The sequence below is a fragment of the Pseudomonas sp. UBA3153 genome, from assembly GCF_002364635.1.
In the GTDB taxonomy this organism is placed as follows: Bacteria; Pseudomonadota; Gammaproteobacteria; order Pseudomonadales; family Pseudomonadaceae; genus Pseudomonas_O; species Pseudomonas_O kuykendallii.
In genome coordinates this window covers 93,925-116,954 of record NZ_DEYR01000035.1, presented here as the reverse complement: position 1 = coordinate 116,954, position 23,030 = coordinate 93,925, and the positions used below count along the sequence as shown (strand labels likewise).

General features: G+C 65.7%; 23 protein-coding genes. 19 read left to right on the top strand and 4 right to left on the bottom strand.

The features are described from left to right. The first annotated feature begins 2 nt into the window (after positions 1 to 2). From B2X67_RS08830 to sthA, 8 genes are all read left to right on the top strand, one after another. Positions 3 to 1,211 carry an NADH:ubiquinone reductase (Na(+)-transporting) subunit B gene (locus B2X67_RS08830; RefSeq protein ID WP_286785257.1) on the top strand — a complete coding sequence of 403 codons (1,209 nt, stop codon included), beginning with the start codon at positions 3 to 5 and terminating at the stop codon, positions 1,209 to 1,211. Then, positions 1,204 to 1,992, top strand: a complete 789-nt coding sequence (locus B2X67_RS08825) for a Na(+)-translocating NADH-quinone reductase subunit C (protein ID WP_286785256.1) — start codon at positions 1,204 to 1,206, stop codon at positions 1,990 to 1,992. Before B2X67_RS08830 ends, B2X67_RS08825 begins: the two co-directional genes overlap by 8 nt. After that, on the top strand, positions 1,989 to 2,663 hold the full coding sequence (locus B2X67_RS08820; RefSeq protein ID WP_273233138.1) for an NADH:ubiquinone reductase (Na(+)-transporting) subunit D: 675 nt from the start codon (positions 1,989 to 1,991) through the stop codon (positions 2,661 to 2,663). The genes B2X67_RS08825 and B2X67_RS08820 overlap by 4 nt, the downstream gene beginning before the upstream one ends. After that, a complete protein-coding gene (gene nqrE / locus B2X67_RS08815; RefSeq protein ID WP_273233035.1) occupies positions 2,663 to 3,271 on the top strand; it encodes an NADH:ubiquinone reductase (Na(+)-transporting) subunit E in 609 nt (202 codons plus the stop codon). The genes B2X67_RS08820 and nqrE overlap by 1 nt, the downstream gene beginning before the upstream one ends. 16 nt (positions 3,272 to 3,287) lie before the next feature. Continuing rightward, complete coding sequence (nqrF, locus tag B2X67_RS08810; RefSeq protein ID WP_282342260.1) at positions 3,288 to 4,511, top strand: NADH:ubiquinone reductase (Na(+)-transporting) subunit F; 1,224 nt, start codon at positions 3,288 to 3,290, stop codon at positions 4,509 to 4,511. After that, complete coding sequence (locus B2X67_RS08805; RefSeq protein WP_376747741.1) at positions 4,504 to 5,526, top strand: FAD:protein FMN transferase; 1,023 nt, start codon at positions 4,504 to 4,506, stop codon at positions 5,524 to 5,526. Before nqrF ends, B2X67_RS08805 begins: the two co-directional genes overlap by 8 nt. Then, a complete protein-coding gene (nqrM, locus tag B2X67_RS08800; protein ID WP_286785255.1) occupies positions 5,523 to 5,753 on the top strand; it encodes a (Na+)-NQR maturation NqrM in 231 nt (76 codons plus the stop codon). Before B2X67_RS08805 ends, nqrM begins: the two co-directional genes overlap by 4 nt. 171 nt (positions 5,754 to 5,924) lie before the next feature. After that, entirely contained in the window at positions 5,925 to 7,319 is a 1,395-nt protein-coding gene (gene sthA, locus B2X67_RS08795) for a Si-specific NAD(P)(+) transhydrogenase (protein ID WP_273233040.1), read from the top strand. 184 nt (positions 7,320 to 7,503) lie between these two features. On the opposite strand, the gene B2X67_RS08790 is transcribed toward sthA, so the two are convergent. Genes B2X67_RS08790 through B2X67_RS08780 form a run of 3 tightly spaced genes read right to left on the bottom strand, consistent with a single transcriptional unit; the run spans position 7,504 to position 9,096 of the window. Continuing rightward, positions 7,504 to 8,223 (bottom strand): glycerophosphodiester phosphodiesterase, encoded by a 720-nt coding sequence (locus tag B2X67_RS08790; RefSeq protein ID WP_282341630.1) that lies wholly within the window; start codon positions 8,221 to 8,223, stop codon positions 7,504 to 7,506. A gap of 4 nt (positions 8,224 to 8,227) precedes the next feature. After that, on the bottom strand, positions 8,228 to 8,515 hold the full coding sequence (locus B2X67_RS08785) for a phosphodiesterase (RefSeq protein WP_286785254.1): 288 nt from the start codon (positions 8,513 to 8,515) through the stop codon (positions 8,228 to 8,230). Further along, complete coding sequence (locus tag B2X67_RS08780) at positions 8,512 to 9,096, bottom strand: PilZ domain-containing protein (protein ID WP_090231279.1); 585 nt, start codon at positions 9,094 to 9,096, stop codon at positions 8,512 to 8,514. The genes B2X67_RS08785 and B2X67_RS08780 overlap by 4 nt, the downstream gene beginning before the upstream one ends. Positions 9,097 to 9,358: 262 nt before the next feature. Between B2X67_RS08780 and B2X67_RS08775 the strand changes: the two genes are divergently transcribed. From B2X67_RS08775 to murB, 11 genes are all read left to right on the top strand, one after another. Then, on the top strand, positions 9,359 to 10,612 hold the full coding sequence (locus tag B2X67_RS08775; protein WP_286785253.1) for a lipoprotein-releasing ABC transporter permease subunit: 1,254 nt from the start codon (positions 9,359 to 9,361) through the stop codon (positions 10,610 to 10,612). After that, on the top strand, positions 10,605 to 11,288 hold the full coding sequence (gene lolD / locus B2X67_RS08770; RefSeq protein ID WP_090231277.1) for a lipoprotein-releasing ABC transporter ATP-binding protein LolD: 684 nt from the start codon (positions 10,605 to 10,607) through the stop codon (positions 11,286 to 11,288). Before B2X67_RS08775 ends, lolD begins: the two co-directional genes overlap by 8 nt. Continuing rightward, entirely contained in the window at positions 11,288 to 12,532 is a 1,245-nt protein-coding gene (locus tag B2X67_RS08765) for a lipoprotein-releasing ABC transporter permease subunit (RefSeq protein ID WP_286785252.1), read from the top strand. The genes lolD and B2X67_RS08765 overlap by 1 nt, the downstream gene beginning before the upstream one ends. Before the next feature lie 242 nt (positions 12,533 to 12,774). After that, positions 12,775 to 15,042 carry a DNA internalization-related competence protein ComEC/Rec2 gene (locus B2X67_RS08760; protein WP_286785251.1) on the top strand — a complete coding sequence of 756 codons (2,268 nt, stop codon included), beginning with the start codon at positions 12,775 to 12,777 and terminating at the stop codon, positions 15,040 to 15,042. An 80-nt stretch (positions 15,043 to 15,122) separates the two neighbouring features. Next, positions 15,123 to 15,755 carry a MotA/TolQ/ExbB proton channel family protein gene (locus B2X67_RS08755; RefSeq protein ID WP_282341622.1) on the top strand — a complete coding sequence of 211 codons (633 nt, stop codon included), beginning with the start codon at positions 15,123 to 15,125 and terminating at the stop codon, positions 15,753 to 15,755. After that, positions 15,752 to 16,183, top strand: a complete 432-nt coding sequence (locus B2X67_RS08750) for an ExbD/TolR family protein (RefSeq protein ID WP_282341621.1) — start codon at positions 15,752 to 15,754, stop codon at positions 16,181 to 16,183. The genes B2X67_RS08755 and B2X67_RS08750 overlap by 4 nt, the downstream gene beginning before the upstream one ends. Further along, positions 16,183 to 17,187 (top strand): tetraacyldisaccharide 4'-kinase, encoded by a 1,005-nt coding sequence (gene lpxK / locus B2X67_RS08745; protein WP_282341620.1) that lies wholly within the window; start codon positions 16,183 to 16,185, stop codon positions 17,185 to 17,187. Before B2X67_RS08750 ends, lpxK begins: the two co-directional genes overlap by 1 nt. A 17-nt stretch (positions 17,188 to 17,204) precedes the next feature. Continuing rightward, positions 17,205 to 17,390, top strand: a complete 186-nt coding sequence (locus B2X67_RS08740; RefSeq protein ID WP_090231271.1) for a Trm112 family protein — start codon at positions 17,205 to 17,207, stop codon at positions 17,388 to 17,390. A gap of 1 nt (position 17,391) precedes the next feature. Then, a complete protein-coding gene (gene kdsB, locus B2X67_RS08735; protein WP_282341616.1) occupies positions 17,392 to 18,156 on the top strand; it encodes a 3-deoxy-manno-octulosonate cytidylyltransferase in 765 nt (254 codons plus the stop codon). A gap of 3 nt (positions 18,157 to 18,159) precedes the next feature. Beyond that, positions 18,160 to 18,624, top strand: a complete 465-nt coding sequence (locus B2X67_RS08730; protein ID WP_286785250.1) for a low molecular weight protein-tyrosine-phosphatase — start codon at positions 18,160 to 18,162, stop codon at positions 18,622 to 18,624. Next, on the top strand, positions 18,621 to 19,640 hold the full coding sequence (murB, locus tag B2X67_RS08725) for a UDP-N-acetylmuramate dehydrogenase (RefSeq protein ID WP_282341612.1): 1,020 nt from the start codon (positions 18,621 to 18,623) through the stop codon (positions 19,638 to 19,640). The genes B2X67_RS08730 and murB overlap by 4 nt, the downstream gene beginning before the upstream one ends. 105 nt (positions 19,641 to 19,745) lie before the next feature. On the opposite strand, the gene rne is transcribed toward murB, so the two are convergent. Further along, positions 19,746 to 22,958, bottom strand: coding sequence for a ribonuclease E (gene rne, locus B2X67_RS08720; RefSeq protein ID WP_286785249.1), 3,213 nt, complete (start codon positions 22,956 to 22,958; stop codon positions 19,746 to 19,748). Positions 22,959 to 23,030 lie beyond the last annotated feature (72 nt).

Below are 23,030 nucleotides of genomic sequence, written 5' to 3'. Positions count from 1 at the left end.
CCATGGGTATCCGCGCATTCCTCGACAAGATCGAGCACAACTTCGAAAAAGGCGGCAGGTACGAGAAGTGGTACGCGCTCTACGAAGCCGTCGACACCTTCTTCTACAGCCCGGCCAGCGTTACCCGCGGCACCTCCCACGTGCGCGACGGCATCGACCTCAAGCGCATGATGATCATCGTCTGGGCCTGTACCTTCCCGGCGATGCTGTTCGGCATGTGGAACCTCGGCTACCAGGCCAACCGCATCTACGCCGCCAGCCCCGAGCTGCTCGCTGCCCAGGAAGGCTGGCGCTTCGGCCTGATCGGCGCGCTGGCCGGCTTCGACCCGGCCAGCCTGTGGGACAACTTCGTCCAGGGCGCGGTGTATTTCTTGCCGATCTACGCCGTGACCTTCATCGTCGGCGGATTCTGGGAAGTACTGTTCGCCTCGATGCGCGGCCATGAGGTCAACGAAGGGTTCTTCGTCACCTCGATCCTCTTCGCGCTGATCCTGCCGCCGAGCATTCCGCTCTGGCAGGTGGCGCTGGGCATCAGCTTCGGCGTGGTGCTGGGCAAGGAGGTGTTCGGCGGTACCGGCAAGAACTTCCTCAACCCGGCGCTGACCGGTCGCGCCTTCCTGTTCTTCGCCTATCCGGCGCAGATGTCCGGCGATGCGGTGTGGACCGCGGTGGACGGCTTCGCCGGGGCTACGGCGCTGAGCCAGGCAGCCAGCGGCGGTGTCGAGCAGTTCGCCGGCCAGCTGTCCTGGAGCGATGCCTTCCTCGGCTTCATGCAGGGCTCGATCGGCGAAACCAGCACCCTGGCGATCCTCATCGGCGGCGCGGTGCTGCTGGTCACGCGGATCGCCGCCTGGCGCATCGTCGCGGGCGTGATGATCGGGATGATTGCCACCAGTCTGCTGTTCAACGCCATTGGTTCGGCGACCAACCCGATGTTTGCCATGCCCTGGTACTGGCACCTGGTGATCGGCGGGTTCGCCTTCGGCATGATCTTCATGGCGACCGACCCGGTTTCGGCGTCCATGACCAACACCGGCAAGTGGATCTTCGGCGCGGTGATCGGACTGATGGTGGTGCTGATCCGCGTGGTCAACCCCGCCTTCCCCGAAGGCATGATGCTGGCGATCCTGTTCGCCAACCTGTGTGCGCCGCTGATCGACCACTTCGTCGTTCAGGCCAACATCAAGCGGAGGCTGGCACGTAATGTCTAGTCAGAAGGAATCTACGCTGCGGACACTGCTCGTGGCGGTGCTGGTGTGCCTCGTCTGCTCGGTGTTCGTCGCTGGCGCAGCGGTGGCGTTGCGCCCGACCCAGGTGGAAAACCGCCAGCTAGACAAGCAGCGCAGCATCCTTGCCATCGCCGGGCTTGGCCGGGCGGGCATGTCGGCTAATGAGGTCAAGGCGCTGTTCGTCGAGCGTATCCGCCCGCGAGTGGTGGATCTGGAAACCGGGCACTTCACCGACGAGAAGGACCCTGCCACCTACGATCCGCTGAAGGCAGCGAAGGACCCGCAGGAATCCGAGGCTCTGGAAGGTGCGGCGGACATCGCTTCGATCAAGCGGCGTGAGCGCTACAGCACCGTGTACCTGGTGGAAGACGAGGGCAAGCTGAACACGCTGGTGCTTCCGGTGCGCGGTTATGGCCTGTGGTCGACGCTGTATGGCTTCATGGCGGTCAAGGGCGATCTCGATACGCTGGTGGGCCTGGGTTTCTATCAGCATGGCGAAACGCCGGGCCTCGGCGGGGAGGTGGACAACCCGAAATGGCGTGCCCAATGGACGGGCAAGACACTCTACGATGAGGACGGCAAGCTGGCCATCCAGGTCATCAAAGGCGGCGTGGACCCGCAGAGTCCCAATGCCACTCACCAAGTCGACGCTCTTGCCGGCGCAACCCTGACCAGCAACGGGGTGAACAACCTCGTACATTTCTGGCTCGGCAAGAACGGGTTCGGCCCATTCATCACCAACCTTAAAGCCGGGGAGGCCTGATCGTGGCGCAGCCGACAATAAAAGAAGTCCTGCTTAATCCCGTCTTCAACAACAACCCGATCGGCCTGCAGATCCTCGGTATCTGCTCGGCTCTGGCGGTCACCTCGAACCTGAAGACGGCGTTGGTAATGTCCGTCGCATTGACGCTTGTGACCGGTTTTTCCAACCTGTTCATCTCGATGATCCGCCGTCAGATTCCCAGTTCGATTCGCATGATCGTGCAGATGGTGATCATCGCCTCGCTGGTGATCGTGGTCGACCAGGTGCTCAAGGCCTATGCCTTCAGCCTGGCCAAGCAGCTCTCAGTGTTCGTCGGGCTGATCATTACCAACTGCATCGTGATGGGTCGCGCCGAAGCCTTCGCCATGGCCAACCCGCCGCTGCTGTCGTTCTTCGACGGCATCGGTAACGGCCTGGGCTACAGCGCGATGCTCATCGTGCTGGGCGTGGTTCGTGAGCTGTTCGGCGCCGGCAAGCTGCTCGGTATCGAGATCATCCCGCTGGTCAAGGACGGCGGCTGGTACCAGCCCAACGGCCTGCTGCTGCTACCGCCGTCGGCGTTCTTCCTGATCGGGCTGATCATCTGGGCGCTGCGTAGTTGGAAGAAGGAACAGCGCGAGGCGCCGAGCTACCGCATCGCGCCGCAGGTTTCCCGCGAGGAGGCGTACTGATGGAACATTACGTCAGCCTGTTGGTGCGCTCGATCTTCGTCGAGAACATGGCACTGGCCTTCTTCCTGGGCATGTGCACCTTCATCGCCATCTCGAAGAAAGTGGAAACCGCCATTGGCCTGGGTATCGCCGTGGTGCTGGTGCAGACCATCACCGTGCCGGCGAACAACCTGATCTACACCTATCTGCTCAAGGATGGCGCGCTTGCCTGGGCCGGGCTCCCGGAGGTGGACCTCAGCTTCCTCGGGTTGCTCAGCTATATCGGGGTGATCGCCGCCATCGTGCAGATCCTCGAGATGCTCCTGGACAAGTACGTGCCCTCGCTTTACAACGCGCTCGGCGTGTTCCTGCCGCTGATCACGGTGAACTGCGCGATCATGGCCGGCTCGCTGTTCATGGTCGAACGTGACTACAACCTCGCCGAAAGCACCGTCTACGGCGTGGGCTCCGGGTTGTCATGGGCGCTCGCCATCGCGCTGCTCGCCGGTATCCGCGAGAAGCTCAAGTACAGCGATGTGCCGGAGGGGTTGCAGGGGCTGGGTATCACCTTCATCACCATCGGCCTGATGTCGCTGGGTTTCATGTCGTTCTCCGGCGTGCAGCTGTAACGGAAGGGACGCACAGATGAATTACGAGATTTTCCTCGCCATCGGCATGTTCACCGCCATCGTCCTGTCGCTGGTGGCGGTGATCCTGATGGCCCGTGCCAAGCTGGTATCGAGCGGCGACGTCAGTATCCAGATCAACGGCGAGCGCACCATCACCGTGCCGGCCGGCGGCAAGCTGCTGCAGACCCTGGCGGCGAACAACATCTTCCTCTCGTCGGCCTGCGGCGGCGGCGGCACCTGTGCGCAGTGCAAGTGCATCGTCGAGTCCGGCGGTGGCGAGATGCTGCCCACCGAGGAGTCGCATTTCTCCAAGCGCCAGGCCCGAGAAGGCTGGCGCCTGTCGTGCCAGACGCCCGTCAAGCAGGACATGAGCATCGAGGTCTCGGAAGAGGTCTTCGGCGTGAAGAAGTGGGAGTGCACCGTCGAGTCCAATCCCAACGTCGCCACCTTCATCAAGGAACTGACCTTGCGCCTGCCCGAGGGCGAGAGCGTCGACTTCCGCGCCGGCGGCTACGTGCAACTGGAGTGTCCGCCGCACGAGGTTTCCTACACGGACTTCGACGTTCAGCCGGAATATCGCGGCGACTGGGATCGCTTCAACCAGTGGCAGCACGTGTCTAAGGTCGAAGAACCGGTGATCCGCGCCTATTCCATGGCCAACTACCCGGACGAGAAGGGCATCGTCAAGTTCAACATCCGTATCGCTTCTCCGCCTCCAGGCAAGCAGGGCATTGCTCCGGGGCAGATGTCGTCCTGGGTGTTCAACCTCAAGCCGGGCGACAAGGTCACGGTCTACGGGCCCTTCGGCGAGTTCTTCGCCAAGGACACCGAGGCCGAGATGGTCTTCATCGGCGGTGGTGCCGGCATGGCGCCGATGCGTTCGCACATCTTCGACCAGCTCAAGCGCCTGGGCAGCAAGCGCAAGATCAGCTTCTGGTACGGCGCGCGCTCGCTGCGCGAGGCGTTCTACGTGGAGGAGTACGACCGGCTGCAGGCGGAGAACGAGAACTTCACCTGGCACCTGGCGCTTTCCGATCCGCAGCCCGAGGATAACTGGAGTGGCTACACCGGCTTCATCCACAACGTGCTGTACGAGCAGTACCTCAAGGACCATCCGGCCCCCGAGGACTGCGAGTTCTATATGTGCGGCCCGCCGATGATGAACGCCGCGGTGATCAAGATGCTGACGGAGCTGGGTGTCGAGCGCGAGAACATCCTGCTGGACGACTTCGGTGGCTAGATCGCCGTTGCGCCTGGCCGTTCTGCTGGTGCTGATCACGGCGCTCGCCGGCTGTGGCGACTCGCTGGAGAGTTTCGGCGGGCCGACCATGGGCAGCACCTATTCGGTGAAGTACGTGCGCGGCAGCGGCATGCCCTCGGTGCAGGAATTGCAGCCGCTGGTGGAGAGCGTCCTCGCCGACGTCGATCGGCAAATGTCGACCTACCGCGACGACTCGGACATCGAGCGGTTCAACGATGCACCGGCTGGCACCTGCCAGAAGATGCCGGACGACGTACTTCAACTGGTGCGCTTTGGCGAGACGCTGTCCCAAGCCAGCGACGGTGCCTTCGACCTGACCGTGGAGCCCTTGCTCAACCTGTGGGGGTTCGGCCCGCGGGCGAAGGGTGACCGGGTGCCGAGCGCAGACGAGCTGCAGGCGGTGCGTGCGCAGTTCGGCCACCAGCGGCTGAACATCCGGGATGACCGGTTATGCAAGGACGGCCCGATCCAGGTCGACTTCAACAGTATCGCCGCCGGTTTTGCCGTGGACCGCATCGCGGCGCGGTTGCAGCAGCTGGGTGTGAAGAGTTACCTGGTGGAGGCCACCGGCGAGCTCAAGGCGGTTGGTCGCAAACCCGACGGCTCGCCCTGGCGCATCGCGATCGAGGCGCCGCAGACCGATGCCCGGGTCGCGCAGAAGATCCTTGCGCTGGATGGTTACGGCGTTTCCACCTCCGGGGACTACCGCAACTACTTCGAACAGGACGGCCAGCGCTACTCGCACACCATGGACCCCCGCAGCGCGGCACCGATTCGCCATTCGCTGGCCGCGGTGACCGTCATCGACCGTGCAGCATTGCGTGCCGACGGCTTGTCTACCCTGCTCATGGTGCTCGGTCCCGAAGCCGGCGCCGCTTTCGCTGAACGCGAGCAGATCGCCGCGTTCTTCGTGACTCACCAGGGTGACGGCTTCGTTACCCATAGCAGCTCCGCCTTCGATCGTTTGCTGGTGGAGCAGGGGGACGAACCATGATCTGGCTCGCTGCATTCACCGTCATGTTGCTGGCCGTGGGCGGCATGGCGATCGGCGTGATGGCCGGGCGCAAGCCGCTCGCCGGTTCCTGCGGCGGCATCGCCGCGCTAGGTATCGAGAAAGAGTGCTCGATCTGTGGCGGTGACCGGCAGATCTGCGAAGAGGTCAACCGCGGCGCCGACGATGTAGTGGACGCGACGCTCGCCTACGACGCCACCAAGCGCTAATGTGCTGCGCGAATCGATTCGCCTACGTTCCAGCCTGACGCTCGTGAACCTGCTGCCAGCGGGCATTGCGATGTGGTCGCCGGGGGAGCGGGCATCGAAAGAAGCGGTAGCCCCTGGCGCCGCGACCCTGTCGGGAGGCGTGACGCGTTCCGACTCGTTCAAGGAGTAAATATGGCGGTCTACAGCTACGACGTGGTGGTACTGGGTTCCGGTCCCGCGGGTGAAGGCGCGGCGATGAATGCTTCGAAGGCAGGGCGCAAGGTCGCGGTGATCGACGACCGTCCCCTGGTCGGCGGCAACTGCACTCACCTCGGCACCATACCCTCCAAGGCGCTGCGTCACTCCGTCCGGCAGATCATGCAGTTCAACACCAACCCGATCTTTCGCCAGATCGGCGAGCCGCGCTGGTTCTCTTTCCCCGACGTGCTCAAGGATGCCGAGCGCGTCATCGCCAAGCAGGTCGCCTCGCGCACCGGCTACTATGCGCGCAACCGCATCGACACCTTCTTCGGCACCGCCAGCTTCGCCGACGAGCAGACCGTCGAAGTGGTCTGCCTGAACGGCGTGGTGGAGAGGCTGGTGGCCAAGCAGATCGTCATCGCCACCGGCTCGCGACCCTATCGCCCGGTGGACATCGACTTCAGCCACCCGCGGGTCTACGACAGCGACACCATCCTGCAGCTGAACCACACGCCGCGGCGCTTGATCATCTATGGCGCCGGGGTGATCGGCAGCGAATACGCCTCGATCTTCAGCGGCCTTGGCGTGCTGGTCGACCTGATCGATAACCGCGACCAGTTGCTCAGCTTCCTCGACGACGAAATCTCCGATGCGCTGAGTTATCACCTGCGCAACAACAACGTGCTGATTCGCCATAACGAGGAGTATGAGCGCATCGAGGGGCTGGACAACGGGGTGATCCTGCACCTGAAATCCGGCAAGAAGATCAAGGCCGACGCCTTGCTCTGGTGCAACGGGCGGACCGGCAACACCGACCGTCTCGGCCTGCAGAACATCGGCGTGAAGGTCAACAGCCGCGGGCAGATCGACGTCGACGAGCACTACCGCACCAGCGCTTCCAACGTCTATGCCGCGGGCGACGTGATCGGCTGGCCGGCGCTGGCCAGCGCCGCCTACGACCAGGGCCGCTCGGCGTCGGGGAGCATCGTCGAAAACGACAGCTGGCGGCATGTCGACGACGTGCCGACCGGCATCTACACGATTCCGGAGATCAGCTCGCTGGGCAAGACGGAGCGTGAGTTGACCCAGGCGAAGATTCCCTACGAGGTCGGCAAGGCCTTCTTCAAGGGCATGGCGCGCGCGCAGATCGCCGTGGAGCCGGTGGGCATGCTGAAGATTCTCTTCCACCGCGAGACGCTGGCGATCCTCGGCGTGCACTGCTTCGGTTATCAGGCCTCGGAAATCGTCCACATCGGTCAGGCGATCATGAACCAGCAGGGCGAGGCGAATACCCTGAAGTACTTCGTCAACACCACCTTCAACTACCCGACCATGGCCGAAGCTTACCGGGTCGCGGCGTTCGACGGGCTCAACCGGCTTTTTTGAGCAACTCCGGCCGGTGGCCTGAGCCGGCCGGGGAGAATCTCTTCGGCGACTCCCGCGCGTGGCGATGGCCGAATCGGGAAAGTTTCTGAACAGGCCGGAAGAACCGATCCGCGAGGGTCGGTTTTTTTATGGCTGGGGAATGGGGGCTTAGGTGGGACTGGTGGGCTTCAGCCCACCAGCCTGGTCAACGCTGCAGCGTCGAAACCGCCGTGCCCGGGAAGTCGGTGATGATGCTGTCGACGCCGAAGTCGGCGAGACGGCGCATCAGGGCCGGTTCGTTCACCGTCCACACCGACACATGCAGCCCTTGTTTCTGCGCCTTCTGCAACCGTTCGGGGGTGCACAGCGTCCAGTTCAGCGCGAGCAGGCTGCAGCCGTGCTGCTTGGCGACTTTCAGCGGATCGAGCCAGTTGTACTCGGCCACCAGGCCGCGGGAGATTTCCGGCGTCAGGCGGTTGAGCGCGCGCAACACCTCGCGCGAGCTGGAGGTGACGGTGACCTTGTCGATCAGGCCGTAGCGCGTGGCGAGTTCCTGGATCGCCAGCACGGTGCGCGCCGCGCGCACCCGCGAGGCGCTCTTGACCTCCAGTTGCCAGTGCTCGAACGGGCATTTCTCGAACAGCTCGGCCAGTCGCGGAATCGGCGCCGGCTGCAGCCAGCCCGGACCGCCCTGGCGCGCGTCGTAGTCGACCAGCTCGTCGGCGTCGTGTTCGACCACCTTGCCGCGGCGGCCGGTGGTGCGTTTCAGGGTCGGGTCGTGGATCACCATCAGCTCGCCGTCGCGTGACAGGTGCAGGTCCAGTTCGCAGCGGCGCACGCCGTGCTCCAGGCATTTCTGGAAGCCGGCGAGGGTGTTCTCGGGGGCTTCGCCCTTGGCGCCGCGATGGCCGTAGATCAGGGTCAAGAGGTCATTCCTTGAGGTTGTGGGGCTGGTGGTGACGGACGCTGTCGATCACCCGGCCGCTTTCGAAGTAAACGGAGAATTCGCGGTAGTCCCAGCGCGTGATCGGCGGTCGGCCGACGGCCGGGTGCTCCTCGTCGGCCAGGCCGAAGTGTTCCAGCACGACGCGTTGCGAATCGCCGCGGGCGGGCAGGGCGAGGTCCGCCCGGCCCTGTTCCCCGAGGGGGATTTCAATGGTCTGGGCACGCAGCCCGGCCGCACAGAGCAAGGCGATCAGCAGAAGCGCGCGCTTCATGCGTCGGTACTGGGGCGTTGCAGCGCCTGGCGCCGGTCGAGTGCCTGCTTCTGCAGGATGTGCCGGGCGAGCAACTGGCGCTGGGCTTCGGTGAGCCCTTCGAACTCGGTGCCGATCTCGAATTGCCCGTCGGCCTTTTCCTGGCAATGGATCACTTCGGCGCGCAGCAGCAGGCCAAGCGCTTGGGGCATCAACACCATCTTAATCGCCAGCTGCCTGCCCACCGGGATTTCCCGCGGATTGTCGAAGCCGATGCCGCCCTCGGACAGGCTCACCTGCTTCGGCGAGCCGACGTCACGCAGGAGATTCTGCGCCAGCGCCTGGCCGAGCAGGTCGATGCGCTTGTTGATCACCTTGAGGTAGTTGGCCAGGGTGCGATCGCGCTCGCCGATGTGGCGCAGCAATTGTTGAGATTCGAAGTCCGCCAGGTGCAGGTCGCTGAGCAGGTTGAACAGCGGCGAGGCGTCGTGCAGCGCCTCCTGGGTCTGGGCTTCGGCGCCCGACAGAAGGTGAAATTCCAATGCGATCGTGTCGTCGATACGGTAGTATTCGCGGCGATCATCGGTGTCTGAGGGCGGCATGGCGGTCCCATGGCAGCAGTGATTGGCTGAGTGTAAGGCCGCGCATCGTGCCCTGCTACATCGGCTGTCAAAAGCCGCTTTTCGTACCTTGCATTCGCGGCGTACGGGAACCGGACAGGGGAGTGCCGTTGTCACACGGCGCACGCATTCAACATGACGTAACACCTCCGGCCTCTGCGCCGCGTCGTTTGCCTGCACACTTCGTCCGCGTTCGTTTCGTCACCTGAATGGACGTTCCCTTTCCAGCGAACAAGCCCCCGACATGTTCAGACCCCTGTCAATCTTCATCGGCGCGCGCTACACGCGGGCCAAGCGGCGCAACCATTTCGTTTCCTTCATTTCGCTGACCTCGATGATCGGGCTCGCCCTTGGCGTGCTGGTGATGATCGTGGTGCTTTCGGTCATGAACGGTTTCGACTACGAGATGCGCACCCGCGTGCTCGGCATGGTGCCGCACGCGACGCTCGAATCGCCGCAACCGATCCCCAACTGGCACGCGCTGGCGACGCTCGCGGAGGCCAATCCGCAAGTCGCCGCGGTAGCGCCGTTCACCCAGATGCAGGGCCTGCTGACCAACAACGGCCAGGTGCAGAAGGTGCTGATCGATGCGGTCGACCCGCAGTTCGAGCATCGGGTTTCGATCATCGACCAGTTCTTCCTGCCGGGAAAAGGCAACCTCGACGCCCTGCAGTCGGGCGGCTTCGGCATCGTCATCGGTGATCGCGCGGCGCAGAAGCTCGGTGTCGACATCGGTGACAAGCTGACCTTCGTCGCCCCGGAAGTCGCGGTGACGCCGGCCGGGATGTTCCCGCGGATGAAACGCTTCACCGTGGTCGGGATCTTCCACGTCGGCGCCGGCGAGCTGGACGGCTACCTGGCGCTGACCCACCTGGACGATGCCGCGCGCCTCAAGCGCTGGAAACCGGACCAGGTGCAGGGCGTGCGCCTCAAGCTGCACGACCTTTTCCAGGCGCCGCGCGTGGCCTATCAGCTCGCCAACAGGCTCGGCCCGGATTACTACGCCCGCGACTGGACGCGCACCCACGGCAACCTCTACCAGGCCATCGGCATGGAGAAGGCGATGATCGGCCTGTTGCTGCTGCTGATCGTCGCGGTCGCCGCGTTCAACATCATTTCCACGCTGGTGATGGTGGTGACCGACAAGAAGTCGGACATCGCCATCCTGCGCACCCTGGGCGCCACGCCGCGGCAGATCATGGCGATCTTCATGGTCCAGGGCACCGTGATCGGCGTTGTCGGCACGTTGATCGGCGCGGCGCTCGGCATCCTCGCGGCGCTCAACGTCAGCGCGATGATCGCCGGCCTCGAGCGGCTGCTGGGGCACAAATTCCTCAGCGCCGAGGTGTATTTCATCGATTACCTGCCCTCGCGGCTGATGGCCGAGGACGTCGTCCTGGTCTGTTCCGCCGCGCTGGTCCTGAGTTTTCTCGCCACCCTTTATCCGGCCTGGCGTGCCTCGCGCACCCAACCAGCGGAGGCTTTGCGTTATGAGTGATAAGGCAGTCCTGAGTTGCCGCAACCTGGGCAAGCGTTATGAACAGGGCCCGGTGGCGGTCGACGTGCTGGCCGGCGTGCAGCTGGAGCTGCATCCGGGCGAGCGCATCGCCATCGTCGGCACCTCTGGTTCCGGCAAGAGCACGCTGCTCAACCTGCTCGGCGGGCTGGATACGCCGAGCCAGGGCAGCGTCTGGCTGGCTGGCGAGGAGCTGTCCGCGTTGAACGAGAAAGCGCGCGGCCTGCTACGCAACCGCGCGCTGGGCTTCGTCTACCAATTCCACCACCTGCTGCCGGAGTTCACCGCGCTGGAGAACGTCTGCATGCCGCTGCTGATCGGCAAGACCTCCATCGCCGAAGCGCGCCAGCGCTCCACCGCGCTGCTTGAGCGCGTCGGCCTCGCTCATCGACTCGAGCACAAGCCGGCCGAGCTGTCCGGCGGCGAGCGCCAGCGCGTGGCCATCGCCCGGGCGCTGGTCAACAATCCGGCGCTGGTGCTGCTCGACGAGCCCACCGGCAACCTCGACAACCACACCGCCCATGGCATCCAGGACATGATGCTGGAGCTCAGCCGCTCCTCGCAGACCGCCTTCCTGGTCGTTACCCACGACCTGCAACTGGCGCAGCAGATGGACCGCGTGCTGCGCCTGGAAGACGGCAAGCTGGTGGCCGCCTGATGTTCCGCCCGCTCTCGATCTTCATCGGACTCCGCTACACGCGGGCCAAGCGCCGCAACCACTTCATCTCGTTCATCTCCTTGACGTCGATGATCGGCCTGGCGCTCGGCGTGCTGGCGATGATCGTGGTGCTCTCGGTGATGAATGGCTTCCAGCAGGAGATGAGCTCGCGGATTCTCGGCATGGTGTCCCACGCCACGTTGTCCGCCGACAAGCCGCTGGACGACTGGAAGGTCGTTGCCGACGCGGCGATGAAGAACCCCGAAGTCACCGGCGCGGTGCCCTTCGCCGAACTCGAAGGGATGATTTCCTTCAAGGGGGCGATGCAGCCGTTGCAGGTCAACGGCATCGATCCGCAGGAAGAACCCAAGGTCTCGATCATCGGCCAGCACATGGTCCAGGGCAGCCTCGACGACCTCAAGGCCGAGCAGTTCGGCGTGGTGCTCGGGGAGATCACCGCGCGGCGTTTCGGCTTGCGCCTGGGCGACAAGGTCACCCTGATCGTCCCCGAGCTGAGCAGCGCGCCCGGCGGCATCACCCCGCGCATGCAGCGGCTCACCATGGTCGGGCTGTTCAAGGTGGGCGCCGAGCTGGATGGCTCGCTGGCGCTGGTGCACATCGCCGATGCCGGAGAAATCCAGCGCTTGCAGCCGGGCCAGGTGCAGAGCGTGCGGCTGGCGCTGAAGGACCTCTATCGCGCGCCCGAGGTGTCCGCGGCGATCGCCGGCGGCCTGGGCCAGGGCTACCGCGCCGACGACTGGACCCACACCCAGGGCAGCCTGTTCAGCGCGATGAAGATGGAGAAGACCATGATCGGCCTGCTGCTGATGCTGATCATCGCGGTGGCGGCGTTCAACATCATCGCCACGCTGATCATGGTGGTCGCCGACAAGCGCGCCGACATCGCCATCCTGCGCACCCTCGGTGCCACGCCGCGCCAGGTGATGGCGATCTTCATGGTCCAGGGCAGCGTGATCGGCTGTATCGGCACGCTGATCGGCGGCGTGCTCGGCGTGCTCGCGGCCATCAACATCAGCAGCCTGATCGCCTGGGTCGAAGGTGCGCTCGGCATGCGCATCCTCAGCTCCGACCTGTACTTCATCAGCTCGCTGCCCTCGAAGCTGGAAGTCTCCGACGTGGTGCTGATCTGCTCGGTGGCGCTGATCCTCAGCTTCCTCGCCACGCTCTATCCGGCCTGGCGCGCCTCGCGCACGGAACCTGCCGAAGCGCTGCGCTACGAGTGACCCAAGGCAGCGCCCCGGCCCCGGGGCGCCGCCCGCAGGCGATTGAAAAACTACCTGCGTTGGCATACAGCGTTGAAAACGGCCTCGAAGTAGTCATTTACAGCTACGTAAACCCCGCTTTCTTGGCCCTTTTCGTCTCGTCTTGCCTGCCTCGGTCAGATTTTTCAAAGGCCTGCTAGTCTGCACCGATCGTTTCACCCGTCCGGCCGCATTCCACGGCCGGATCTTGGAGTCGATCCAGCATGCGCACAGGGATGATTGCGCTCGCCGCGGGGCTTTTGCTCCTGCGTTTTCTCCCCGCCTTGCCCGACACTCGAGGGCTGAGCGGCCTTGCCCTGGTCGGCCTGCTGTCGCTGGCCTGCCGCCGCTATCGGGTGGCGATGCTGCTTCTCGGACTGACCTGGGCCTGCGTGTCCGCGCAATCGGCGCTGGATGATCGCCTCGCGCCGGAACTGGACGACCGTACGATGTGGCTGGAAGGACAGGTCGTCGGCCTGCCGGCGGTGTCGGATGAGGTGGTGCGCTTCGAGCTGGCGGAAGCCGAATCGCGCCGCGTGCGGCTGCCGCAGCGGATGCGCCTGGCCTGGTACGGCGGCCCGGCGCTGCGGGCGGGTGAACGCTGGCGCCTGGCGGTACACCTGAAGCGACCGCACGGTCTGGTCAATCCGCAATCCTTCGATTACGAGGTCTGGCTGCTGGCCCAGCGTATCGGCGCCACCGGCACGGTGAAGAGCGGCGAGCGCCTGGCGCCGGCCCAAGGCATCGGTGCCTGGCGCGATGGCCTGCGACAACGGCTGCTGGCGTTGCCCGCGTTCGGTCGCCAGGGCGGGCTCACGGCGCTGGTGCTGGGTGACGACTCCGGGCTTTCCAGCGCCGACTGGCAAATGCTGCAGGACACCGGAACGATTCACCTGATGGTGATCTCCGGCGGCCACGTCAGCCTGATGGCCGGGCTGGTCTACGGGCTGATCGTCCAGCTGGCGCGTCACGGGCTGTGGCCGCGGCGTCTGCCCTGGCTACCCTGGGCCTGCGCGCTGGGTTTCGCCGCAGCGCTCGGCTACTCGCTGCTGGCCGGCTTCGAGGTGCCGATCCGCCGCGCCTGCATCATGCTCGCGGTGGTGCTGGTCTGGCGCCTGCGTTTTCGCCACCTGGGCGTGTGGACCGCGCTGCTGCTGGCTTTCGATCTGGTGCTGCTGATCGAGCCGCTGGCCAGCCTGCAGGCCGGTTTCTGGCTGTCCTTCGGCGCGGTGGCGATCCTCGCCCTGACCTTCGCCGGCCGCCTCGGTGCCTGGAGCGCTTGGCGCGCGCTGGGGCGGGCGCAGTGGGTGATGACCATCGGCCTGCTGCCCGGCCTGCTGGCACTCGGGCTGCCGATCAGCATCAGCGGCGCACTGGCCAATCTGATCGCGGTGCCCTGGGTAAGCTTCGTCGTGTTGCCGCCGGCGCTGCTGGGCACGCTGCTGCTCCCGGTTCCCTGGCTGGGCGAAGGGCTGTTCCAACTGGCGGGCGGTCTGCTCGAGTTGCTGTTCCTGATCCTGGCGCCCATGGCGCACTGGTGGCCCGCCTGGCTGCCGACGGCGGTTCCGCTGTGGGCCTGGCTGCTCGGCATGTTCGGCGCCTTCCTGCTGTTGCTGCCCAGCGGGGTGCCGTTGCGGGCATTCGGCCTGGCATTGCTGTTGCCGATGCTGTTTCCACCGTCCGGCGCGCCGCCTGAGGGTCGGGCCGAGGTCTGGCAGCTCGACGTGGGGCAGGGGCTTTCGGTCCTGATCCGCACGCGTGGCCACGCCTTGCTCTACGACGCCGGCCCGCGCTATGGCGATTTCGACCTCGGCGAGCGGGTGGTGCTGCCATCGCTGGCCAAGCTGGGCGTGCGCCGGCTCGACCGGCTGCTGCTCAGCCATGCTGATTCTGACCATGCCGGCGGCGCCCTGGCGATCCAGCGTGACCTGGCTCCGGTGGAGGTCATCAGTGGCGAGCCGGACCGCTTGCCCGCGTCGCTCCAGGCCCGGTCGTGCGTCGACGGCGCCCGTTGGCAGTGGGAAGGCGTGCGCTTCAGCACCTGGCGCTGGAGTGGGGCGACGACGGGCAACCAGGCGTCCTGCGTGTTGAAGGTCGAGGCCAATGGCGAGCGCATGCTGCTCACCGGTGACATCGATATCCAGGCCGAGCGCGCGTTGATCGATGCCGGCCGTGATCTGCGTGCCGAGTGGCTGCTGGCGCCGCACCACGGTAGCCGCAGTTCTTCGTCAATGGCCTTCCTGCAGGCGGTGCAGCCGCGCGCAGTGCTGTTCTCCCGCGGGCAGCACAATGCCTTCGGCCATCCGCATCCAACGGTCGTCGCGCGTTACCGGGCGCTCGCCATTGCGCTTCACGACAACGTCGAGGAGGGCGCTCTGCGCATTGAGCTGGGTACGTTCGAGCCTGCCTGGCCGCTGCGCGCGCAGCGTCGGTTCTGGCGCGGCCCGCTTCCTCCCGAGGCCGCGCAAAGCCCCGCCGGACACGCGCCTTGAGACGCCGCGTTGCGCAGTTGCTCAAGCCTTGGGAACCCTATGCTAGAGTGGCGCCATTTTTCGCGAAGGGGGTCGTTGCCGTGTGGGAACTGGTCAAAGCGGGCGGCTGGATTATGCTGCCCATCATCCTCAGCTCCGTGGTCGCGCTGGCCATCGCTGCCGAACGTCTCTGGACCCTGCGGGCGAGCCGCGTCTCGCCGCCTCACCTGGTCGGTCAGGTCTGGCGCTGGATCCAGGAAGGCCAACTGGGCAGCCTGCGGCTCAAGGAGCTGCGCGCCTCTTCGCCGCTGGGTGAAGTGCTCGCCGCCGGCCTGGCCAATTCCAAGCACGGTCGCGAGATCATGAAGGAAAGCATCGAGGAGGCGGCCTCGCGGGTGATCCACGAGCTGGAACGCTACCTCAACACCCTCGGCACCATCGCCGGCATGGCGCCGTTGCTCGGCCTGCTGGGCACCGTGCTCGGCATGATCGAGATATTCAGCGCCTTCAATGCCGCCGGCCAGACCAATGCCGCCGGTCTCGCCGGCGGCATCGGCAAGGCGCTGGTGACCACCGCGGCCGGCCTGATGGTGGCCATCCCGGCGCTGTTCTTCCACCGCTTCCTGGTGCGTCGCGTCGACGAACTGGTAGTCGGCATGGAGCAGGAGGCGATTAAGCTGGTCGAGGTGGTGCACGGTGATCGCGACGTCGACTTCAACGAGGGCAAGGCGTGAAGTTTCGCAGACTCCGCAGGCGGGAGAGCATCGACATCAACATGACGTCGCTGATCGACGTGGTGTTCATCCTACTGCTGTTCTTCGTGGTTACCACCACCTTCACCCGCGAGACCAACCTCAAGGTCGATCTGCCCGAGGCGGTCAGTGGCGAGCAGACCACGCCCTCCGAGCTCAAGCAGATGGAAATCCTCATCGACGCCTCAGGCAGCTATGCACTGAACGGCCAGGCGTTGCTGAAGAACGACCTGGACGGCCTGATGACCGCGCTGCAGAAGGAATCCGCCGGTGACAACAGCCTGCCGCTGACCATCAGCGCCGACGGCAAGACACCGCACCAGGCAGTCATCACCGCGATGGATGCTGCCGGCAAGCTCGGCTTCTCCCATCTGCGCCTGACCACGGTCGAGGCCACGGCGAAACCCTGATGGCCCTGCGCGATATTTTGCTCGACGCCTGGTATCGCGATCATCCGGCGCTGGCACTGCTGCGTCCGCTGGAGGCGCTCTACCGGGGCGTGGTGCGGCGTAAGCGCGCGCGTTTTCTCGCCGGCGAGGGCTCGATCTACCGGGCGCCGGTACCCTTGATCGTGGTCGGCAACGTCACGGTGGGTGGCACCGGCAAGACGCCGATGATCCTCTGGCTGATCGAGCACTGCCGCGCGCGCGGCCTGCGCGTCGGCGTGGTCAGCCGCGGTTACGGTGCCCGTCCGCCGCATCTGCCCTGGCGCGTGCGTGCCGGGCAGAGCGCCGAGCAGGCCGGCGACGAGCCGCTGATGATCGTCCAGCGCAGCGGCGTGGCACTGGTGATCGATCCCGACCGCGCGCGCGCGGTACGCGCGCTGATGGACGACGAAGCGCCCGACCTGATCCTCTGCGACGATGGCCTGCAGCATTACCGCCTGGCGCGCGACCTCGAACTGGTGCTGATCGACACCGCGCGTGGTCTCGGCAACCGTCGCTGCCTGCCCGCCGGTCCGCTGCGCGAGCCGGCCGAGCGTCTCGCCGAGGTCGACGCGGTGCTGTTCAACGGTGCCGGCGAGGACACCGCCGAGGGTTTCGCCCTGCAGTTGCGTCCTTCGGCGTTGGTCAACCTGCGCAGTGGCGAACATCGTCCGCTCGATCATTTTCCGCCGGGGCAGGCGCTGCATGCCCTGGCCGGCATCGGCAACCCCCGGCGTTTCTTCGCCACCCTCGAGGCGCTAAACTGGCGCCCCATCGAGCACGCCTTCGCCGACCACGCCCGCTACACGGCGGAGCAACTGCAGTTCAGCCCCGCATTGCCACTGCTGATGACCGAGAAGGACGCGGTGAAATGCCGTGACTTCGCCGCCGAGGACTGGTGGTACCTGGCGGTCGAGGCGCAGCCTTCCTGCGCCTTCATCGCCTGGTTCGATTCCCGACTGGCGCACCTGCTACCCGAACGTCTCTGACTCCCGAGGAACTTCCCATGGACCTAAAACTGCTCGACATCCTGGCCTGCCCGGTCTGCAAGGGCCCGCTGAAGCTCAGCGAGGACAAGACCGAGCTGATCAGCAAGGGCGCCGGCCTGGCCTATCCGATCCGCGACGGCATCCCGGTGATGCTGGAAAGCGAAGCGCGCAGCCTTAACGTCGACGAGCGCCTGGACAAGTAAGATGACTGCCGATTTCACCGTGGTCATCCCGGCGCGCTATGCCTCCAGCCGCCTGCCTGGCAAGCCGCTGCAGGAGATCGCCGGCAAGCCGATGGTCCGTCACGTTTGGGAGCAGGCACGCAAGAGCGCGGCCCGGCGAGTGGTGATCGCCACCGACGACGAGCGCATCGTCGCGGCCTGTCGCGCCTTCGGCGCCGAGGTGCTGCTGACCCGCGCCGACCACAATTCCGGCACCGACCGCCTGGCCGAGGTGGCGGTGCAGCTCGGCCTGGCCGACGACGCCATCGTGGTCAACGTGCAGGGCGACGAGCCGCTGATTCCGCCCGCGATCATCGACCAGGTCGCGAGCAACCTCGCGGCGCATCCCGAGGCGGGAATCGCCACCCTGGCCGAGCCTATTCTGGACGTCGCGTCCCTGTTTAACGCCAACGTGGTCAAGGTCGTCAGCGACCTCGACGGCCTCGCGCTGACCTTCAGCCGCGCGCCGCTGCCGTGGGCCCGAGACGCCTTCGCCACCAGCCGCGAACAGCTGCCGGAAGGAATTCCCTACCGCCGCCACATCGGCATCTATGCCTATCGCGCCAGTTTCCTCTTCGATTTCGTCGCCTGGGGCCCTTGCTGGCTGGAAAGCGCCGAGTCACTGGAGCAGCTGCGTGCGCTCTGGCACGGGGTGCGTATCCATGTCGGCGATGCGCTGGAGGCGCCGCCCACCGGGGTGGATACGCCGGAAGACCTGCAGCGGGTTCGCCGTCTGCTGGGAGGCTGAGCCGTGAAGGTGCTGTTCGTGTGCCTCGGCAACATCTGCCGTTCCCCGACCGCGGAGGGCGTGTTCCGTCATCAGGTGCGCGCTGCCGGTCTGCAGGACGAGATCGTGGTCGACTCCGCCGGCACCGGCGACTGGCACGTCGGCAAGGCGCCCGACAGCCGTACCGCGCGTGCGGCCCGGCAGCGGGGCTATGTGCTCGACGATCTCCGCGCCCGCCAGTTCGAGGTCGCCGACTTCCAGCGTTTCGACCTGATCCTGGCGATGGACCGGAGCAACCTGCGCGACCTGCAGGCGCAGCGCCCCGCCACGTCGCGGGCGGAACTCGATCTTTTCCTGCGCCGTTGCGGCCAGGCCGAACAGGACGTTCCCGATCCCTATTACGGCGGCGCCGAGGGTTTCGACCATGTGCTCGACCCCATCGAGTGCGCCGGTGCCGCCTTGCTCGCCGACCTGAGGGCACAGTTGTGAGCCTGTCGCTGCAGCACGATGTTTCGCTCAAACCCTTCAATACCTTTGGCGTCGACGTGCGGGCGCGGCTGTTCGCCGACGCGCGAAACGATGACGAGGTGCGCGAGGCGTTGCGGATCGCCGCGCACGAGGGGCTGCCTCTGCTGCCCATCGGAGGCGGCAGCAATCTGCTGCTGACTGGCGATGTCGATGCGCTGGTGCTGCGCCTGGCCAGCCGGGGCATTCGTGTACTGGTCGACGATGGCCAGCACGTGCTGGTCGAGGCGGAGGCCGGCGAACCCTGGCACGACTTCGTCCTTGCCACCCTGGACATGGGCCTGGCCGGCGTGGAAAACCTCAGCCTGATTCCCGGCACGGTCGGCGCCGCGCCGATGCAGAACATCGGCGCCTACGGCGTCGAGATCAAGGACGTGTTCGCCGGCCTGACCGCGCTGGATCGGCAGACCGGCGAACTGCGCGAATTCAGCCTGGACGAGTGCGCCTTCGGCTACCGGGACAGCCGCTTCAAGCGCGAAAGCGGGCGCTGGCTGATCCTGCGCGTGCGTTTCGCCCTGAGTCGTACCGCAATCCTGCACCTCGATTACGGCCCGTTGCGGCAGAAGCTGGCGGAGCAGGGCGTCAGTGCGCCGACGCCGGCGGACGTCAGCCGCGCGGTCTGCGCCATTCGCCGCGAGAAACTGCCCGATCCCGCCGTGCTTGGCAACGCCGGCAGCTTCTTCAAGAACCCGCTGGTGAGCGCCGAGCAGGCCGCCCGCCTTCGTGCCGAGCATGCCGATCTGGTGGCGTTCGCGCAGCCCGATGGCCAGGTGAAGTTGGCGGCCGGCTGGCTGATCGATCGCGCCGGCTGGAAAGGCTTCCGCGAGGGCGATGCCGGTGTGCACCGTCTGCAGGCCCTGGTGTTGGTGAACTACGGCGCGGCCAGCGGCAATCAGTTGCTGGCGCTGGCACGAAGCATCCAGGCGGATATCGCCGAGCGTTTCGGCGTCGAGCTGGAAATGGAACCGAACCTGCTCTGACTTCGTCCGTTCATCGCGATGCCTCCTGGCGTCTGGCGCACCGTCCGCCGGAGAAATAAAAAAGGGGATGCCAATGGCATCCCCTTTTTCGTTACTCGGACTCGATCAAACCTTCGGTTTGTCCTCGTCTTCGTTCTGGGCTTCGACCTCGGTCGGCTCCGGTGGACGGGTAGCGGCCTGTTCGGCTTGCGCTTCCAACGTTTGCGGGGCGACTTCGATCTCGGTCTCGGCCACCGGCTGGATGGCTTCGACCGGTGCGGCCGGTTCTTCGGCCTCGATCATCGGCTCGGCAGCGACCGGCGCCTGACCCAGCTCGGACGCGTACTCGGCGACCGGCTCGGGCTGTGCTTCGCCGACCGAGGGCACTTCGACCTGCGAGGCGGTTTCGCCGACGGTGGCGGCTTCGGCAGCTTCACGCGCGAGACGCTCGGCTTCCAGGCGACGGCGACGCACTTCACGCGGATCGTTCGGTGCGCGCCCGCCGGCCGCCTGTTCGATCACGATACTTTCAGCCTGCGGGGCTTCGATGACCGGCGCGACCGCTTCGACGGTGGCCGCCTCGCTCTGCGCCTGGGCTTCGACGACGGGCTCGCTGACCGGCTCGACGATCTGCTCGACGGCGGCGGGTGCTTCGCTCGCCAGCGGTTCTGCTTCGACCGGAGCGGGCAGCTCGCTGTCCTGGGTCTGCGCCGATGCTTCGGCAGCTTCCACGGCAACAGGCTCGCTGACTTCGGCGATGGGCTGGACGTAGGTGGTTTCGGCAACCGGTGCGTCGTCGGCGACAGGCGCAGCCTCGACCTGGGCCGGAGTGCTTTCCGGCTCGTCGCCTTCGGCAGGCGCTGCAGCCAGCGAGCTGGCCACGGCAGCCGCGACGGCAATGTCGGCAGCGGCAGGCGCATTGTTCGACGTTTCCGCGCTTTCACCTTCCTCGGCGTTCTCGATGATCTCGCCATTGGCGTCACGCTGACGCTCACGGCGGTTGCTGCGGCGACGCTGGCCACGCGAACGGCGACGCGGACGGTCGTCATCGCTGCCTTCGTTGCTTTCCTCTACCACTTCTTCGCTGTTCAGCAGCTCCTCGTCGGCCACCACCGGCTGCTCGGCGCGCGGTTGACGCTCTTCACGCGGGGCGCGCTCGGTGCGTTCACGACGGCCTTCGCCGGCCTCGCGTGGCTGGCGCTCTTCACGCGGTTCACGGGCTTCACGCGGCTCGCGGGGCTCACGCAGTTCACGCGGCTCGCGGGCTTCACGCGGCTCGCGTGGCTCACGCAGTTCGCGGGTCGGACGCTCTTCGCCACCACGGGCTTCACGCGGCTCGCGCGGCGTGCGCTCGCGGCGGGTTTCCTGGCCCTCACGTGGCTCGCGGGCTTCACGAGGTGCGCGTTCTTCACGAGGGGCACGCTCTTCGCGCGGTGCGCGGTCCTCGCGGGGCTGGCGTTCTTCGCGCGGTTTGCGCTCTTCGCTGTTGGCGCGCGCTTCACGCGGCTCGCGGTTGTCACGGCCACCGTCGCGACGACGGTTCTGCTGACGACCATTGCGGCGTTCGTCGCTGCGCTGCGGACGCTGCGCAGCGGGCTTCTGCTCGGTGGGCTGGGCGACGGGTTCTTCCTTGCCGGCGAACAGGCTGACCAGGGACTTCACCAGGCCCTTGAACAGGCTCGGTTCTGGCGCGCTGGCGACCGGTTGTGCGGCAGCGACCGGAGCGCTCGGTGCCGGGGCAGGGCGCTCGGGGGAAACGGTCTTGACCACTGCTTCCTGGCGAACCAGGGTGCGCGTGGCGCTGACCGGCTGGACTTCCTCTTCCTCAACCGCGGCCATTTCGTAGCTTGACTGGCCGGCGAGCAGCTCGGGGCTGTCGTCGCGCAGGCGCTGCACTTCGAAGTGCGGGGTTTCCAGGTGGTCGTCCGGCAGAATGAAGATGCGTGCACGGGTACGCAGCTCGATCTTGGTGATCGCGTTGCGCTTCTCGTTGAGCAGGAAAGCGGCTACCTGGAACGGAACGCGGGCGCGGACTTCAGCTGTGCGGTCCTTCAGGGCTTCTTCTTCGATCAGGCGCAGGATCGCCAGCGACAGCGATTCGACGTCGCGAATGATGCCCTGGCCGTTGCAGCGCGGGCAGACGATGCCGCTGGTTTCACGCAGCGACGGACGCAGGCGCTGACGCGACATTTCCAGCAGGCCGAAACGCGAGATGCGACCGATCTGGATGCGTGCGCGGTCGGCTTCGAGGGCTTCGCGGACTTTTTCTTCCACGGCGCGCTGGTTCTTCGCTGGGGTCATGTCGATGAAGTCGATGACGATCAGGCCGCCGATGTCGCGCAGGCGCAACTGGCGGGCAATCTCTTCGGCCGCTTCCAGGTTGGTCTGCAGGGCGGTTTCTTCGATGTCGCCGCCTTTGGTCGCACGCGCCGAGTTGATGTCGATGGACACCAGGGCTTCGGTCGGGTCGATGACGATGGAACCGCCGGACGGCAGCTTCACTTCGCGCTGGAAGGCGGTTTCGATCTGGCTTTCGATCTGGAAGCGGTTGAACAGCGGAACGCTGTCTTCATACAGCTTGATCTTGCTGGCGTATTGCGGCATCACCTGCTGGATGAAGCTCAGCGCTTCGTTCTGGGCTTCGACGCTGTCGACCAGTACTTCACCGATGTCCTGGCGCAGGTAGTCGCGAATGGCGCGGATGATGACGTTGGATTCCTGATAGATCAGGAAAGGTGCGCTACGGCCTACAGAAGCTTCCTTGATCGCGGTCCAGAGTTGCAGCAGGTAGTCGAGGTCCCATTGCAGTTCTTCGCTGGAGCGGCCGAGGCCGGCGGTGCGTACGATCAGGCCCATGTCCGCGGGGGCGTCGAGGCCGTTCAGCGCTTCACGCAGTTCATTGCGCTCTTCGCCTTCGATGCGGCGGGAGATGCCGCCGGCACGGGGGTTGTTCGGCATCAGCACCAGATAACGACCGGCCAGGCTGATGAAGGTGGTCAGGGCAGCGCCCTTGTTGCCGCGTTCTTCTTTCTCGACCTGGACGATGACTTCCTGGCCTTCCTTGAGGACTTCCTTGATGTTCACGCGGCCTTCGGGGGCCTTGCTGAAGTATTCGCGGGAAATTTCCTTGAGGGGCAGGAAGCCGTGGCGATCGGCGCCGAAGTCGACGAAGGCGGCTTCCAGGCTGGGTTCTACGCGGGTGATTCGGCCTTTGTAGATGTTCGCCTTCTTCTGCTCACGGGCGCCCGATTCGATGTCGAGGTCGTAGAGTTTCTGGCCATCTACCAGCGCGACACGCAACTCTTCGGGTTGAGTCGCGTTAATCAGCATTCTTTTCATGTAATACCGTTCGGTTTCCGGGCTGCCGGAAACGGCGTTCGGCACACACGACTCTCGCGGTCGGTGTCAGGT

Bases quoted from the DNA above. Each gene is read 5' to 3' on its own strand.
- B2X67_RS08775 (WP_286785253.1), top strand. From the start codon at position 9,359: ATGTTCAGACCCCTGTCAATCTTCATCGGCGCGCGCTACACGCGGGCC.
- B2X67_RS08825 (WP_286785256.1), top strand. From the start codon at position 1,204: ATGTCTAGTCAGAAGGAATCTACGCTGCGGACACTGCTCGTGGCGGTG.
- lolD (WP_090231277.1), top strand. From the start codon at position 10,605: ATGAGTGATAAGGCAGTCCTGAGTTGCCGCAACCTGGGCAAGCGTTAT.
- rne (WP_286785249.1), bottom strand. From the start codon at position 22,958: ATGAAAAGAATGCTGATTAACGCGACTCAACCCGAAGAGTTGCGTGTC.
- B2X67_RS08830 (WP_286785257.1), top strand. From the start codon at position 3: ATGGGTATCCGCGCATTCCTCGACAAGATCGAGCACAACTTCGAAAAA.
- kdsB (WP_282341616.1), top strand. From the start codon at position 17,392: ATGACTGCCGATTTCACCGTGGTCATCCCGGCGCGCTATGCCTCCAGC.
- B2X67_RS08760 (WP_286785251.1), top strand. From the start codon at position 12,775: ATGCGCACAGGGATGATTGCGCTCGCCGCGGGGCTTTTGCTCCTGCGT.
- nqrE (WP_273233035.1), top strand. From the start codon at position 2,663: ATGGAACATTACGTCAGCCTGTTGGTGCGCTCGATCTTCGTCGAGAAC.
- B2X67_RS08780 (WP_090231279.1), bottom strand. From the start codon at position 9,096: ATGCCGCCCTCAGACACCGATGATCGCCGCGAATACTACCGTATCGAC.
- B2X67_RS08740 (WP_090231271.1), top strand. From the start codon at position 17,205: ATGGACCTAAAACTGCTCGACATCCTGGCCTGCCCGGTCTGCAAGGGC.
- lpxK (WP_282341620.1), top strand. From the start codon at position 16,183: ATGGCCCTGCGCGATATTTTGCTCGACGCCTGGTATCGCGATCATCCG.
- nqrM (WP_286785255.1), top strand. From the start codon at position 5,523: ATGATCTGGCTCGCTGCATTCACCGTCATGTTGCTGGCCGTGGGCGGC.
- nqrF (WP_282342260.1), top strand. From the start codon at position 3,288: ATGAATTACGAGATTTTCCTCGCCATCGGCATGTTCACCGCCATCGTC.
- sthA (WP_273233040.1), top strand. From the start codon at position 5,925: ATGGCGGTCTACAGCTACGACGTGGTGGTACTGGGTTCCGGTCCCGCG.
- B2X67_RS08785 (WP_286785254.1), bottom strand. From the start codon at position 8,515: ATGAAGCGCGCGCTTCTGCTGATCGCCTTGCTCTGTGCGGCCGGGCTG.
- B2X67_RS08765 (WP_286785252.1), top strand. From the start codon at position 11,288: ATGTTCCGCCCGCTCTCGATCTTCATCGGACTCCGCTACACGCGGGCC.